The organism is uncultured Cellulomonas sp., from assembly GCF_963527515.1.
Taxonomy (GTDB): Bacteria; Actinomycetota; Actinomycetes; order Actinomycetales; family Cellulomonadaceae; genus Cellulomonas.
Window position 1 is genome coordinate 1 of the sequence record NZ_CAURTV010000029.1, and the last position, 13,960, is coordinate 13,960.

Sequence of the window (13,960 nt, forward strand, 5' to 3'; positions counted from 1 at the left end):
GTACGTGGGCAGCGCCGACGCCATCTCCCCGTCCCACAAAATCATCGAGGACGTGCGGCCGGACATCGTCGTGGGGGTCGGCGCCGACCACGTCTACCGCATGGACTTCTCCCAGATGGTCGACGCCCACATCGAGTCGGGCGCGGAGTTCACGGTCGCCGCGATCCGCCAGCCGATCGAGGAGTCGGACCAGTTCGGCGTCATCGAGGTGGACCCGACCGACCCCACACGCATCAAGGCGTTCCTCGAGAAGCCGACCGACCCCCCGGGCCTGGCCGACTCCCCCGGCGAGATCCTCGCCTCGATGGGCAACTACGTCGCCAACGCGGACGCTCTGGTCGCGGCCGTGACGGCCGACGCCGAGAACGTGAACTCGCAGCACGACATGGGCGGGGACATCGCCCCGTACTTCGTCGAGCGCGGCACCGCCGGCGTGTACGACTTCCTGCGCAACGACGTCCCGGGCTCCACCCCGCGCGACCGGGACTACTGGCGTGACGTCGGGACGATCGACGCGTTCTACGAGGCCAACATCGACCTCATCTCCATCGAGCCCGTGTTCAACCTCTACAACGACGAGTGGCCCCTGTACAGCGGCTACATGAGCATGGCGCCCGCCAAGTTCGTGCACGCCGGCGCGGGCAGGCTCGGCCACGCCGTCGACTCGGTCGTCTCGCCGGGCGTGCTGGTCTCCGGGGCGACGGTGTCCGGGTCGGTGCTCTCCCCGGGCGTCCGGCTCCACTCGTGGGCGCAGGTCACGGACTCGGTGCTCATGGACGACGTGCACGTGAACCGGTACGCGCAGGTGCACCGGGCCATCATCGACAAGAACGTGGTCGTCCCGGAGCGGGTCCGCATCGGACTGGACCACGACCACGACCGGGCCCGCGGCTTCACCGTCACCGAGTCAGGCATCACGGTCGTGCCGAAGGGCTCGATCATCAAGGACTGAGCACCCGACGACGCCCCGCGCGCACGCCACTACCCTGCGGTCCGTGAGCCTTCCGCTGCCCCGCCTCGTCGTCATGGACGTGGACTCGACGTTCATCACCGGCGAGGTCGTGGAGATGCTCGCGGCGCGCGCGGGCTCGGAGGAGCTCGTCACCGAGATCACCGAGCGCGCGATGCGCGGTGAGATCGACTTCGCCGAGTCGCTGCACGAGCGGGTGGCGACGCTCGCCGGCCTCCCGGACTCCGTGCTTGCCGACGTGCTGGCCGAGGTGGAGCCGTCCCCGGGCGCCGCGGAGCTGGTGGCGGAGCTGGCTGCGCGTGGGTGGCCGGTCGGTCTGGTGTCCGGCGGGTTCATCGAGATCGTCCGGCCGCTGGCGGCGTCCTTCGGCATCACCCTGACGCGGGCCAACGCGCTCGAGGTGGTCGACGGCCGGCTCACCGGCAGGGTGCGCGGCGACGTGGTCGACCGGGCCGCCAAGGCTCGCACGCTGCGCGAGTACGCCGCGTCGGTGGGCATCCCGATGGAGCGCACGATCGCCATCGGCGACGGCGCCAACGACATCGACATGGTGGTGGCCGCGGGGTTCGGCATCGCCTACAACGCCAAGCCCCTGCTGTGCGACGCCGCCGACGCCGTGGTGCGGGACCGCCTCGACGTCGTCCTCGACCTGCCGGTCTTCGCACGCTGACCGTGCCGACGGGGTCCACCCGGGCCGCTGCGTACGTGACCGGACGCCCGACGATGAGGCCCGCACGGACTAGGGGGCCAGGCCGGCTCGTGGTCAGGCCTGGCGAGCGCGCTGTCTGGCGCCCGGGAAGGCACCGGTGGCTTCGGTCCGCTGCGTCGGGACATCGCACGCGATGGCGACCTCGGCGAAGAGTCGCAGCCTGTCGTCGGCCGCCAACGACGCCAGCGCCCACTCGCGGCGGGCTGCCGTCGCGGCCGTCTCGACGTGGTCGGCGGTCACCTCGAGTGCCTGCGCCTGCCGCATCAGCCGCTCGTCGTCGGGGGCGGCGGCTGCCGCGGCGGCTGCCGCGTCGGCACTGTGGCGCGCCCGGCGTGCCGCCAGCATGAGATGGGCGGCCCGGGCTCGGGCCACGTGCTCGTGCCGGCGCGCGCGGAGCCGCTCGGTGGTCGGGCTGGCGTGCTGCGTGGTGGTCATGGGGCTCGCCTCCTTGCCCAGACCTACGGCAGACGGCACGCCCGCCTTGAGGGATCGGCCCCGCGCGACGACGACCGGGTTGCCCGTCCGACGACCGTGCCCGAGCTGCCGCGGATCCCGCCGACGACGGGCCTCAGCCCGGCAGCACCAGCGTGCGCAGCGTCGCCGCCTCGCGGCCGAGGCCGTCCCAGTCGGGGGCCTCCAGCAGCGACCAGCTCGCGGTGGGTACCCCCAGGCGCACGCGTGCGAGCGTCGCCGGATCCGACCCCGAACCGGCGAGCGCGACCGCGGACTGCGACATGGTGGGCTCGTGACCGACGACGAGCAGCGTCCGGACGTCTGCCTGCACCGCACGGACCAGGTCGATCAGCGCGCGCGAGCCCGCGTAGTACAGGTCGTCGAGGTACTGGACGGCGGGGTCCGCGCCGAGCGACGCGCGAGCGAGCTCCCACGTCTGGCGCGTCCGCACGCTGGCCGAGCAGAGCACGAGGTCCGGAACCAGCTGTTCCTCCGCCAGTCGCGCACCGACGCGCGCGGACTGGCGCCGGCCGACGAGCGACAGGGGCCGCTGGATGTCCGGGATGTTGTCCGGGTGCTCGGCCTTGGCGTGCCGCAGCAGCAGCAGTCGCCGGGTGCCGGTCTCAGGCGTCACGTGCCCAGCGTCCCACGCCGTTCCCACGCCAGCGCGTCACAGACCCATCGCGTGGTAGCCGCCGTCGACGTGCACGATCTCGCCGGTCGTGGCCGGGAACCAGTCGGAGAGCAACGCAGCCACCGCGCGGGCCGTCGGCTCCGGGTCGAACGCGTCCCAGCCGAGCGGTGCGCGCTCCGGCCAGCCGCCCTCCATCGCCTCGAAGCCCGGGATCGACTTGGCGGCGGTCGTGCGGATCGGACCGGCGGAGACCAGGTTCACCCGGATCCCGTGCGGTCCCAGGTCGCGGGCCAGGTAGCGGGAGGTCGACTCGAAGGCCGCCTTGGCGACGCCCATCCAGTCGTAGACCGGCCAGGCGTAGCGGGCGTCGAACGTGAGGCCGACGATGGCGCCGCCGGAGCTCAGCAGGGGCTGCGCGGCCACCGCGAGGGACTTCAGGGAGTAGGCGCTCACCTGCAGGGCGGTCGCCACGTCGGCCCACTCGCCGGCCAGGAAGTTGCCGCCCATGACCGACTGCGGTGCGAAGCCGATCGAGTGCACCACGCCGTCGAGGGAGTCGAAGCCCGCCTCGCGCACGCGGTCGGCGAGGGCGGCCAGGTCGTCGTCGTCCGTGACGTCCAGCTGGAGGACCTGCGCCTCCTTCGGGAGCCGTCGCGCGATCGCCTGCGTGAGGCGGAACTGGCGGCCGAACGAGGTGAGCAGCACCTCGGCGCCCTCCTGCTGCGCCAGGCGCGCCACGTGGAAGGCGATCGAACCGTCCGTGAGCACCCCGGTGACCAGGAGCTTCTTGCCGTCGAGCAGACCCATGTGAGTTCCGTTCTGTGTGTCGCCGTGCACCAGGTGCGAGGTCAGTGGCCCATGCCGAGGCCGCCGTCGACGGGGATGACCGCCCCGGAGATGTAGCCCGCCGCTTCGGAGGCGACGAACTCGACGACGCCGGCCACCTCGTCGGGCGTGGCGAACCGGCCCAGCGGGATGGACTCGCGGTACGCCTTCTGCCGGTCCTCGGGCAGTGCGCGCGTCATGTCGGTGTCGATGAACCCGGGGGCGACCACGTTGGCGGTGATCGCGCGTCCGCCGAGCTCGCGCGTGATCGACCGGGCCATGCCGACGAGGGCCGACTTGGACGCCGCGTAGTTCACCTGGCCGGCCGACCCGTACAGGCCGACCACCGAGGAGATGAAGACGATGCGCCCGCGGCGGAGCCGGATCATGCCCTTGCTCGCGCGGCGGGCGCAGCGGAAGGCGCCGGTGAGGTTGACGTCGATGACGTCGTCGAACTCCTCGTCGGTCATCCGCATGAGCAGCTGGTCGCGGGTCACGCCCGCGTTGGCGACGAGCACCTCGACCGGGCCGTGCGCCGCCTCGATCTGCGCGAACGCGGCGTCGACGCTCGCGGTGTCCCGCACGTCGCCGACGACGCCGAGGACGCCCGCCGGCAGGTCGCCGGACCGGTAGATGGTGGCGACCTTGTCGCCGTTCGCCACGAAGCGCTCGGCGATCGCGCGGCCGATGCCGCGGTTCGCCCCGGTCACGAGGACGCTGCGGGCCGTCGGCTGGCTGGCTGTGGTGTCGGAAGTCTCAGGCACGGGACACGACGCTAGCCGACGCTTCCCGCGCGTCGCGGCACGGTCCGCGCCCAGGTTCGTCGCGCCGCGTTGTGGGACCCGCACAACGGGCGTCCCTCAGCGCCGCCACAGGCGCCGCGGACTAGAATCAGGTGGTGAGCAGCAGCCGTCGGCGACCGGACCCTCCCGCGGAGGAGGTCTACTCGATCACCACCGCGCCCGAGCCGCTCGCCGACGACCTCGCCCGCCGGCAGAAGCGCTACCTGGTGCAGATGGGCATCCGCGTCGTGTGCTTCGCCGGTGCGGTGCTCACGTGGGGCCGGATCCCGATGGTGGCGTCCCTGCTCCTGATCATCGCGGCCGTCGTGCTGCCGTACTCCGCCGTGCTGTTGGCCAACGCGGGCCGCGAGCGCCGCGACACGGACGGGACGTTCATGAGCGCCCGCGAGATCGGCCCCGGCACGGGTGCTCCGCGTGGCCTCGGCCCCTCCGAGCACCCGGACGGTCGCCCGTGAGCCTGTTCGGCCCCGTCCCCGACGCCGTCGACGAGCTGATCTGCAGCAGTCGCGGCTGCCGCAGCGATGCGACGTGGGGTCTGCTCTGGAACAACCCGAAGCTGCACACCCCCGAGCGGCGCAAGGTCTGGCTCGCGTGCGACGACCACCGCGAGCACCTGAGCCAGTACCTGGGCACGCGGGGGTTCCTGCAGGACGTCGTGCCCGCGGCGGAGCTCGAGCCCGCCACGGGGTCATGAGCCCGGGCGCTCGCCGCGCCACGGGACTCGTGCTGGTCGGCCTCGTCCTGGCGGTGACCTGCACGCTCCTCGGCCGGTGGCAGTGGAACCGGCACGTGTGGCGCAGCGGTGCGATCGAGGTGGTGCAGGCCAACTGGACGGCGGACCCCGTGGCGCTGGGCACGGTGCTCGACGCGCCCGGCACGCCCCTGACCGACGCCGACGTCTGGCGACGCGTCACCGTGGTCGGGCACTACGAGCCGGACGGCACGGTCCTGCTCCGGAACCGGCCCGTCGACGGCACCCCCGCGTACCACGTGCTGGTCCCCTTCGTGGTCGAGGACGCCTCCGCCGGCTCCGGCCCGACCCAGCAGGGGTCCGTCCTGGTGGTCGACCGCGGCTGGGTGGAGCTCGGCGCGGACGGGAGCGTCGACGTGACACCGCCCGCCCCACCCGCGGGCACGGTCACCCTCACGGCTCGGCTGCGGCACGACGAGCAGGCGTCGGACCGCACCGCTCCCCCGGGCCAGGTGCACGCGATCTCTGCCGACCAGGTCCTCGCCGCCGGTGGACGGGGCGGCGCACCGACCTACGACGCCTACGTCGCCATGACGGCCGAGGACCCGCCCGCCTCGGTCATCCCCGGGCCGCTGCCTGCGCCGAGCACCGATCCCGGCTCGCACCTGTCGTACGCGTTCCAGTGGTGGACGTTCGCGCTCGGCGGGCTGGTCGCGTTCTGCCTCGGGGCCCGCCGCGAGCTGCAGGACGAGCGGGCCGCCGACGAGGGCGCGGAGCCCGGTCCGACGCCCCCGCCGGTGACAGCGGACGGCGTCGAGCTCTGGCCCACGCGCGACACGCCGCGCCCGCGCCGCGCCCCCTCCGCGCCGGACGTCCCTCGTCGCCGCGGCGGTCGCGACGAGGACGCCGAGGACGCGCTGATCGACGCCCAGCTGGCCGAGCCGGCCGGCCGCGACGAGCGTTAGGCCAGCGCGATCAGGTCCAGGTAGTCCGGGTTCCACAGGTCCTCGTCGCCGTCCGGCAGCAGGAGCACCCGCTCCGGGTCGAGCGCCGCCACGGCGCCCTCGTCGTGCGAGACGAGGACGACCGCGCCGGAGTAGCCCCGCAGCGCGGCCAGGATCTCCTCGCGCGACGCCGGGTCGAGGTTGTTGGTGGGCTCGTCCAGGAGCAGCACGTTGGCGCTGGACACGACGAGCGACGCGAGCGCCAGCCGGGTCTTCTCGCCGCCGGACAGGACGCGGGCGGGCTTGTCGGCGTCGTCGCCCGAGAACAGGAACGACCCGAGCACGGACCGCACCTGCGTCTCGCTGAGGTCGGGCGCGGCCGACTTGAGGTTCTCGACCACCGTGCGCTCGAGGTCGAGGAGCTCGTGCTCCTGCGCGTAGTACCCGAGCTTGAGCCCGTGCCCGGGGCGGACCTCGCCGGTGTCGGACTTCTCGATGCCGGACAGGATGCGCAGCAGCGTCGTCTTGCCCGCGCCGTTGAGGCCGAGGACGACGACCTTGCTCCCCCGGTCGATGGCCAGGTCGACGTCCGTGAAGACCTCCTGCGACCCGTAGGTCTTGGAGAGCCCGGCCGCGGTGAGCGGCGTCTTGCCGCAGGGCGCGGGATCCGGGAACCGCAGTCGCGCCACCTTGTCCGACGCGCGCACGTCCTCCAGGCCGGACAGCAGCCGCTCGGCGCGGCGGGCCATGTTCTGCGCGGCGACGGTCTTGGTGGCCTTGGCGCGCATCTTGTCCGCCTGCGCCATGAGCGCCGACGCCTTCTTCTCGGCGTTCGCGCGCTCGCGGCGGCGGCGCTTCTCGTCCGTCTCGCGCTGCTGCAGGTACGCGTCCCAGCCGAGCGCGTACTGGTCGAGCTGGGACCGGTTGGCGTCCAGGTGGAAGACCTTGTTGACCGTGGCGCGCAGCAGGTCGGCGTCGTGGGAGATGACGACGAAGCCGCCCGAGTAGGAGCGCAGGTAGTCGCGCAGCCACATGATCGAGTCGGCGTCGAGGTGGTTGGTGGGCTCGTCGAGGAGCAGGGTGTCGACGCCGGAGAACAGGATCCGGGCCAGCTCGACGCGGCGGCGCTGGCCGCCCGAGAGGGTGCCGATGGTCTGGCCGAGCACGCGCTCGTCGAGCCCGAGGTTCGACGCGATGCGGTGCGCCTCGCTCTCGGCTGCGTACCCGCCGGCGGCGTTGAAGCGGGCGTCGAGGCGCGTGTAGCGCTCCATCGCCTTGTCCCGCACGTCGTCGTCGGAGCTGGCCATCGCGGTCTCCGTCACGCGGATCGCCCGGACGATCTCGTCGAGACCGCGCGCCGAGAGCACCCGGTCCATGGCGAGCGCGTCGAGGTCCCCCGTGCGGGGGTCCTGGGGCAGGTAGCCGACCTCGCCGGACCGGATGATCTGGCCGCCGGTGGGCTGGGTCTCCCCCGCCAGCGTCTTGGTGAGCGTGGTCTTGCCGGCGCCGTTGCGTCCGACCAGACCGATCCGGTCGCCGGCCGCGATGCGGAACGACGACTCCTCGAGCAGCACGCGTGCGCCGATGCGCAGCTCGACAGCCTGGGCGGTGATCACTTGATGGTTTCCTCCGAGTTCGCCGCGCTGGCGTTGGCCGCGGGCACAAACGCCAGCAAGTCTACTTCCGGCTAGCGTGGCGTCCGGTCGCACGGGTCCGAGGACGCACCCCGGGATCGCACGCACTCGCCACGACGATCAAGGGATTGCCATGACCAGCGCACCGGAGAACGAGACCGCCGCTCTACCCGTGCCCGTCACCCGCACCTCGGTGAGCACCGATGTCTCGCTCGTGGCCACGTTCGCCGCGTTCATCGCCGTGTGCGCGATCCTGCCCGGCATCCCGACGCCGTCCGGGGTCCCCATCACGCTGCAGACGTTCGGCGTGATCCTCGCCGGCCTCGTGCTCGGCTGGCGCCGCGGTGGCCTGGCGGCCCTGTTGTACCTCGCGCTCGGGTTGGCCGGGCTGCCGATCTTCGCGGAGGGCACCGGCGGGCTCGCCGTGCTGAGCAAGCCGTCGGTGGGCTACCTCGTGTCCTTCCCGCTGGCCGCCGCGGTGGCCGGCGTCCTCGGCGGAGTCGCCCTGCGGCTGGCGGACCGGCTGGCCCGCCGCTCCGGCGACGGCGCCCGTCAGGCGGCCTCGGCCTGGCGGTACCCGCTGCTGGTCGTGGCGGGGCTGGCCACCAGCTTCACCGTCATCCACCCTGCGGGCATCGTCGGCCTGATGGCCCGGCTCGGGACCTCGCTGCGTGAGGCCCTCGCGATCGACGTCGTGTACTGGCCCGGCGACGTGGTGAAGAACCTCGCCGCAGCTGCCGTGGCCGTCGCGATCGTCAAGGCGTTCCCCGACATGCTGCGCTCCCGCCGCTGACCTCGCCCGTGATCGCGCTCGACGACGTCCTCGTCACCGCCTACAGCCCCGACCCGGCGGGCGGACCCGACCGCGTCGTCCGGCTGCTCGGCCCGGTGACCCTCACGCTCGCCGAGCACCGGGTCGCGATCGTCGGCGCCAACGGCTCGGGCAAGTCGACGCTGGCCCGCCTGCTCAACGGCCTCGTCCTGCCGTCCTCGGGGACCGTCCGCGTCGACGGGCTCGACACCGCCCGGGACGGGGCCGCGGTGCGTCGGCGGGTCGGGTTCATGTTCACCGACCCCGACGCGCAGCTGGTGATGCCGACGCCGGTGGAGGACGTCGCCCTGTCGTTGCGACGGCTGCCCATGTCCGGGTCCGAGCGGGAGGTCGCCGCGCGCGCCGCGCTCGCTCGCTTCGGTCTGGCCGACCGGGCCGAGGTCCCCGTGCACGCCCTGTCCGGGGGCCAGCGCCAGCTGCTCGCCCTCGCGTCCGTGCTGGCCACCGAGCCCGCCGTCCTCGTGTGCGACGAGCCGACGACCCTGCTGGACCTGCGCTGGCGCGGTGTCGTCGACCGCCTGCTGGACGAGCTCGACCAGCAGGTGATCACGGTCACCCACGACCTCGACGCCGCCCTGCGGGCCGAGCGCGTGCTCGTGGTCGACGACGGGGTGGTGGTCTTCGACGGCGAGCCCGACGCCGCGGTCGCGTCCTACCGGGCCCTCATGCAGGTGACGTCGTGAGCGGTCCCCTCCGGCCGCCCTGGGCCGGGCCGCTCGGTCTCTACCACCCCGGCACCAGCCTCCTGCACCGTGCGCCGGCCGGGCTCAAGCTCGCGTCTCTCGCCGCGTCCGCGGTCGCGGTGGTCGCCGTGCGCGGCCCGGTCTCAGCGCTGCTCTTCCTCGCCGTGGCGCTGCTCGCCCAGCTGGTGGCACGGGTGCCGTGGCACCGCACCACGCGGGGTCTGGTCCCCGCGCTGGTCACCGCCGCCCTCATCGGGGCCTACCAGTGGTGGGCGCGCGGCTGGGTCACCGCCCTCGAGGTCGCGGTGGACCTGGTGGCGCTCGTCCTCCTCGGCGCGGTGGTCACCGCGACCACGCGCGCGGACGCCCTCCTCGACGTCCTCGCGCGGCTGGCTCGACCGCTCAGGCACGTCGGCGTGCCCCCCGAGACGGTGGCGCTCGCCGTCGGGGTGTTCCTGCGCACCATCCCCGTGCTCGCCCGGATGTCGATGGAGACACGGGACGCCGCACGCGCCCGCGGACTCGACCGCGAGCCGCGCGCGCTGCTCGTCCCCGCGGGGGTGCGGATGGTCGCGCACGCCCGTGCGACCGGGGACGCCCTGGCCGCCCGGGGGCTCGGCGAGGACTGATCACCCGCTCTCGACGGGCGCGCGCCCGCGCGTCCCGCTACGGTGCCTCGGTGACGTTCCAGGAGGGTGGCAGCTTCGGCGGAGGCCGCGTCCGCAAGGGCGGCGGCGGCAGGGTCGCGGCGGGCGGTGGTGCCGTCGGGCTCCTCGCGCTCGTCGTCTACCTGTTCACGGGGTTCGACCTGTCCGGGGTCACCGGTGCCGCACAGGACCCCGCCGCGCAGACCGGCGAGACCGTCGGGGTGTGCACGGCCGAGCAGGCCAACACCGACCGCGAGTGCCTGTTCAGCGCCACCCTCGACTCGCTCGACACGTTCTGGGGCGCGACCATCCCCGCCGCCGGCGGCCAGTTCAGCAAGCCAGGTGCGTACTCGTTCACCAGCGGCGTCTCCACCGCGTGCGGCAACGCCACCAGCGCCACCGGGCCGTTCTACTGCCCGCCGGACACGACGATCTACGTCGACGTCTCCTTCTTCGATCAGCTCGCCCAGCTCGGCGCCGAGGACGGCCCCCTGGCCGAGCAGTACGTGATCGCCCACGAGTACGGCCACCACATCCAGCAGATCACCGGGGTGATGGACCAGGCCGACCGCCAGGGCGCCGGTGCCGAGTCCGACTCCGTCCGCGTCGAGCTGCAGGCCGACTGCTACGCCGGCATGTGGGCGGGCAACGCGGCGAGCACCGTGGACCCGGACACCGGTGTCACCTACCTCGAGCCGATCACGCAGGCGCAGCTGCAGAACGCCCTCGGCGCCGCGGAGGCCGTCGGGGACGACAACATCCAGGAGCAGTCCGGCGGCGGGGTGAACCCGGACTCCTGGACCCACGGGTCGAGCGAGCAGCGCGAGCGCTGGTTCACCACGGGCTACGAGCAGGGCTCCCTGCAGGCCTGCGACACGTTCGCCACCGACCAGCTCTGAGCATCCGCGTCGGGCCTGGCGCCGGGGTATCGCGACGTGCTGCTAGACGCGGCCACCGGTCCCGAGCGGCCACACGTAGTACGCGATGCCCTCGTACGACCAGTTCCGGTCGACGGCCTTGAGGTGGTCGGCCTCGGCCTGGTTCGCCGTGTAGAAGTGCTTGCCGAACGCCGACGACCAGAAGCGGTAGAGCGGGACCGCCCCCTGCTTCGGCGAGTCGGGGGCACAGTAGGCGATGCCCTCGTAGGTCCAGTTGGGGTCCGACGTGACGAGATGCTGCTTCTCGTCGAAGCTCTGCGTGTAGAAGTGCGACTGGACCACCGGGGAGTAGAACCGGTAGACGGGTGGGCCGACAGTGCACCAACCGTCGGCGGACACCGGCACCGTGGCGAACGCCTGGCCCTCGTAGACCCAGCTGGGATCGGTCGCACGGATGTGCGCCACCTCGTCGCTGTTCGTCGTGTAGAGGTGGGCGTTGCCGAGGACGGGGCTCCAGAACCGGTACACGTCGACGAGCGAGATGGGTGGGGCCGTGACCGTGAGCACGCGGCACCCGCCGTCCACGGTGGAGCCCGCTGCGCTGCGGTTCACACAGACCTCCCACTCCTGCGGCCACGCGTCGTACTCGAAGTCCCGCCTCTCCCCCGGGACCGTCAGCGTGAACGACCACGGACCTGCGCCGGTGGAGGTGGTCGCCGCCGCGATCGTGCCCTCGGCGGCGGAGATGAGCCAGATGTGCGTCGGCTGGCTCTCCTCACCCGTCAGGTCGCTCCACCCATCGCCGGAGAGAACGACCGTCTTGCCGGCCTCGACCGTCGAGGTCGAGAGGGTGAAGATAGGAAGCACGTCAGCGGCCTGCGTGGCGGACGCACCTGACAGGGCGATCAACGACGCCAGGAGCGCAGCAGCCGAGACGGAGCGGGTCGTGAGGTGCACGGTGATTCCCATCGTGAGTCGCGGTGTCCAGGGCGCGTGCGAACGCTACAACGGCCGGTGCCGGCGCATGGCCCAGAGCGAGCACCGCATCACTGGCAACCTCCACCGACGCACGTGGGACGCCCAGAAGGCCCCGGTCAGATCGTGACCAGGGCCTTCGGACGGGGCAGACTCAGATGTTGAAGCCGAGCGCCCGCATCTGCTCGCGGCCGTCGGGCGTGATCTTCTCCGGACCCCACGGCGGCATCCAGACCCAGTTGATGCGGAAGCCGTCGACGATGCCGTCCAGGGCCGACGCCGACTGGTCCTCGATGACGTCGGTCAGCGGGCAGGCCGCGGACGTGAGCGTCATGTCGATGATCGCGGTGTTCGTCTGGTCGATGACGACGCCGTAGATGAGGCCGAGGTCGACCACGTTGATGCCGAGCTCGGGGTCGATGACGTCGCGGAGGGCTTCCTCGACGTCGGCGACCGTGGTGGGTGAGGGGGTGTCCGTGCTCATGAGCTCTCCCGTGCGCCGGTCTTGATGAGTGCGTCGGTCAGGGCCGCCCAGCCGAGCAGGGCGCACTTGATCCGCGCGGGGTACTTGGCGACGCCCGTGAAGGCCGTCGCGTCGCCGAGGGTGTCCTCGGCGTCGTCGTCCAGGCCCGCGCCGCGCGTCTGCATGAGCGCGCGGAACGTGCCACCGATCTGGTCCACCGTGGCGAGGTCGTTGCCGACCACGAGGTCGTGCAGCACCGAGACCGAGGCCTGCGAGATGCTGCAGCCCTGCCCGTCCCAGCGCACGTCGCGCACGACCCCTGACTCGTCGAGGTCCACCTGCAGCGTGACCTCGTCGCCACACGTGGGGTTCACCTGGTGCGACTCGCCCGTGTGCAGGTGCAGGTCTCCCGCCGCACCCAGTCCCTTGCCGTGCGGGAACTTCGCGTGGTCGAGGATGACCTGCTGGTACAGCTGCTCCATCGATCCCGAGCTCATGACACCTCCTGACCGAAGAACGCGCGGACCCCCGTCAGTGCTTCCCGGAAGACCTCGATCTCCTCGTCGGTCGTGTAGACCGCGGCGCTCGCGCGCGTGGTCGACGCGACGCCGAACCGCCGGTGCAGGGGCTGCGCGCAGTGGTGACCCACCCGCACGGCGACCCCGGCGTCGTCCAGGACCTGACCGACGTCGTGCGCGTGCACACCGGCGACGACGAACGAGACGGTCGCCAGTCGGTCGCGCGTGTCGGTCGGACCGATGACCCGCACCCCCGGCACCGACGCGACGGCGTCGAGCAGGAGCCCGGCCAGGTGCGCCTCGTGCGCGGCGACGGCATCCATGCCCAGCTCGGCCAGGTAGGAGGCGGCGGCACCCATCCCGATGGTCTGCGCCACCATCTGCGTGCCGGCCTCGAACCGCTGCGGCGGCGGCGCGTACGTCGTGACCTCCATGGTGACGACCTCGACCATCGACCCGCCGGTGGTCACCGGCGGCATGGCCTCGAGCAGCTCCCGGCGGCCGTAGAGGGCGCCGACACCCGTGGGACCGAGCATCTTGTGCCCCGAGAACGCCGCGAAGTCCACGCCCAGGGCAGTCAGGTCCACCGGCAGGTGCGGGACCGACTGGCAGGCGTCCAGCACCGTCAGGGCGCCCACTGCGCGGGCCCGCTCGACGAACGGGGCGACCGGCGTGATGGCCCCGGTGACGTTCGACGCGTGCGTGAACGCCAGCACCTTGGTGCGCTCGGTGACGACCGTGTCGAGCTCGTCGACGCGCAGACGCCCGTCGTCGTCGACCCCGATCCAGCGCAGGGTCGCGCCGGTCCGCAGCGCGAGCTCCTGCCACGGGACGAGGTTCGCGTGGTGCTCCGCCTCGGTGACCACGATCTCGTCGCCGGGACGCAGGGCGAACCGCTGCGCGGCCGCTCCCCCGCGACCGAGCGAGGCGTTGGACATCGCGTAGGCGACCAGGTTGATCCCCGCGGTCGCGTTCGACGTCCAGACCAGCGAGCCCGGGGACACCCCCACGAACGACGCGACCCGGTCGCGCGCGTCCTCGAACGCCTCCGTGGCCTCCTCGGCGAGCTGGTGCGCGCCGCGGTGCACAGCGGCGTTGCGCTGCCCGTAGAAGTCCTGCTCGGCGTCCAGCACGACCTCGGGCTTCTGCGAGGTCGCGCCGGAGTCGAGGTACACCAGGGGCCGCCCGCCGCGCAGGGTCCGCGACAGCAGCGGGAAGTCCGCGCGCACGGCGGCGAGCTCGGACGCGTCGAGCGTCCGGGCTGGTGCCCCGTCGAGGGTGCTGGTCACCTGAGCCTCCGA

18 protein-coding genes are annotated in these 13,960 nt (G+C 72.8%); 9 read left to right on the forward strand and 9 right to left on the reverse strand.

Annotated elements, in window-relative coordinates:
* Together RYN42_RS09290 and serB are read left to right on the forward strand one after the other, a co-directional pair.
* On the forward strand, window positions 1–952 hold a 952-nt coding region (locus RYN42_RS09290), incomplete at its 5' end, for a sugar phosphate nucleotidyltransferase (protein WP_315095491.1).
* Window positions 953–995: 43 nt separating this feature from the next.
* Complete coding sequence (gene serB, locus RYN42_RS09295) at window positions 996–1,640, forward strand: phosphoserine phosphatase SerB (RefSeq protein ID WP_315095492.1); 645 nt, start codon at window positions 996–998, stop codon at window positions 1,638–1,640.
* Between the two features lie 93 nt (window positions 1,641–1,733).
* Here serB and RYN42_RS09300 read toward each other — a convergent pair whose 3' ends face one another.
* The 4 genes from RYN42_RS09300 to RYN42_RS09315 form a co-directional block, all read right to left on the reverse strand.
* The gene (locus tag RYN42_RS09300) at window positions 1,734–2,114 is read right to left on the reverse strand and encodes a hypothetical protein (protein WP_315095493.1); all 381 of its coding nucleotides are present in this window, start codon (window positions 2,112–2,114) and stop codon (window positions 1,734–1,736) included.
* Between the two features lie 133 nt (window positions 2,115–2,247).
* Window positions 2,248–2,766: a histidine phosphatase family protein gene (locus tag RYN42_RS09305; protein WP_315095494.1), complete on the reverse strand. Its 519-nt coding sequence runs from the start codon at window positions 2,764–2,766 to the stop codon at window positions 2,248–2,250.
* Between the two features lie 36 nt (window positions 2,767–2,802).
* Window positions 2,803–3,573, reverse strand: coding sequence for an enoyl-ACP reductase FabI (gene fabI, locus RYN42_RS09310; RefSeq protein ID WP_315095495.1), 771 nt, complete (start codon window positions 3,571–3,573; stop codon window positions 2,803–2,805).
* 41 nt (window positions 3,574–3,614) lie between these two features.
* Window positions 3,615–4,355: a beta-ketoacyl-ACP reductase gene (locus tag RYN42_RS09315; RefSeq protein WP_315095496.1), complete on the reverse strand. Its 741-nt coding sequence runs from the start codon at window positions 4,353–4,355 to the stop codon at window positions 3,615–3,617.
* Between the two features lie 134 nt (window positions 4,356–4,489).
* Between RYN42_RS09315 and RYN42_RS09320 the strand changes: the two genes are divergently transcribed.
* Genes RYN42_RS09320 through RYN42_RS09330 form a run of 3 tightly spaced genes read left to right on the forward strand, consistent with a single transcriptional unit; the run spans window position 4,490 to window position 6,050 of the window.
* Window positions 4,490–4,849, forward strand: coding sequence for a DUF3099 domain-containing protein (locus tag RYN42_RS09320; RefSeq protein WP_315095497.1), 360 nt, complete (start codon window positions 4,490–4,492; stop codon window positions 4,847–4,849).
* Window positions 4,846–5,088: a hypothetical protein gene (locus RYN42_RS09325; protein WP_315095498.1), complete on the forward strand. Its 243-nt coding sequence runs from the start codon at window positions 4,846–4,848 to the stop codon at window positions 5,086–5,088. Before RYN42_RS09320 ends, RYN42_RS09325 begins: the two co-directional genes overlap by 4 nt.
* Window positions 5,085–6,050 (forward strand): SURF1 family protein, encoded by a 966-nt coding sequence (locus RYN42_RS09330; protein WP_315095499.1) that lies wholly within the window; start codon window positions 5,085–5,087, stop codon window positions 6,048–6,050. The genes RYN42_RS09325 and RYN42_RS09330 overlap by 4 nt, the downstream gene beginning before the upstream one ends.
* Here the strand turns inward: RYN42_RS09330 and abc-f are convergent.
* On the reverse strand, window positions 6,047–7,645 hold the full coding sequence (gene abc-f, locus RYN42_RS09335; protein ID WP_315095500.1) for a ribosomal protection-like ABC-F family protein: 1,599 nt from the start codon (window positions 7,643–7,645) through the stop codon (window positions 6,047–6,049). The genes RYN42_RS09330 and abc-f overlap by 4 nt on opposite strands.
* A 151-nt stretch (window positions 7,646–7,796) precedes the next feature.
* On the opposite strand from abc-f, the gene RYN42_RS09340 reads away from it, so the two are divergent.
* Genes RYN42_RS09340 through RYN42_RS09355 form a run of 4 tightly spaced genes read left to right on the forward strand, consistent with a single transcriptional unit; the run spans window position 7,797 to window position 10,724 of the window.
* On the forward strand, window positions 7,797–8,456 hold the full coding sequence (locus RYN42_RS09340) for a biotin transporter BioY (protein WP_315095502.1): 660 nt from the start codon (window positions 7,797–7,799) through the stop codon (window positions 8,454–8,456).
* A gap of 8 nt (window positions 8,457–8,464) precedes the next feature.
* Window positions 8,465–9,178, forward strand: coding sequence for an ABC transporter ATP-binding protein (locus RYN42_RS09345; RefSeq protein ID WP_315095503.1), 714 nt, complete (start codon window positions 8,465–8,467; stop codon window positions 9,176–9,178).
* Window positions 9,175–9,807 (forward strand): energy-coupling factor transporter transmembrane protein EcfT, encoded by a 633-nt coding sequence (locus RYN42_RS09350; RefSeq protein WP_315095504.1) that lies wholly within the window; start codon window positions 9,175–9,177, stop codon window positions 9,805–9,807. Before RYN42_RS09345 ends, RYN42_RS09350 begins: the two co-directional genes overlap by 4 nt.
* Window positions 9,808–9,857: 50 nt before the next feature.
* Window positions 9,858–10,724, forward strand: a complete 867-nt coding sequence (locus RYN42_RS09355) for a neutral zinc metallopeptidase (RefSeq protein WP_315095505.1) — start codon at window positions 9,858–9,860, stop codon at window positions 10,722–10,724.
* 42 nt (window positions 10,725–10,766) lie between these two features.
* On the opposite strand, the gene RYN42_RS09360 is transcribed toward RYN42_RS09355, so the two are convergent.
* The 4 genes from RYN42_RS09360 to RYN42_RS09375 form a co-directional block, all read right to left on the reverse strand.
* Window positions 10,767–11,660 carry a hypothetical protein gene (locus RYN42_RS09360; protein WP_315095506.1) on the reverse strand — a complete coding sequence of 298 codons (894 nt, stop codon included), beginning with the start codon at window positions 11,658–11,660 and terminating at the stop codon, window positions 10,767–10,769.
* Window positions 11,661–11,832: 172 nt separating this feature from the next.
* A complete protein-coding gene (locus RYN42_RS09365) occupies window positions 11,833–12,162 on the reverse strand; it encodes a metal-sulfur cluster assembly factor (RefSeq protein WP_315095507.1) in 330 nt (109 codons plus the stop codon).
* Complete coding sequence (gene sufU, locus RYN42_RS09370) at window positions 12,159–12,638, reverse strand: Fe-S cluster assembly sulfur transfer protein SufU (RefSeq protein ID WP_315095508.1); 480 nt, start codon at window positions 12,636–12,638, stop codon at window positions 12,159–12,161. The genes RYN42_RS09365 and sufU overlap by 4 nt, the downstream gene beginning before the upstream one ends.
* Window positions 12,635–13,948 carry a cysteine desulfurase gene (locus RYN42_RS09375; RefSeq protein WP_315095509.1) on the reverse strand — a complete coding sequence of 438 codons (1,314 nt, stop codon included), beginning with the start codon at window positions 13,946–13,948 and terminating at the stop codon, window positions 12,635–12,637. Before RYN42_RS09375 ends, sufU begins: the two co-directional genes overlap by 4 nt.
* Between the last annotated feature and the right edge of the window lie 12 nt (window positions 13,949–13,960).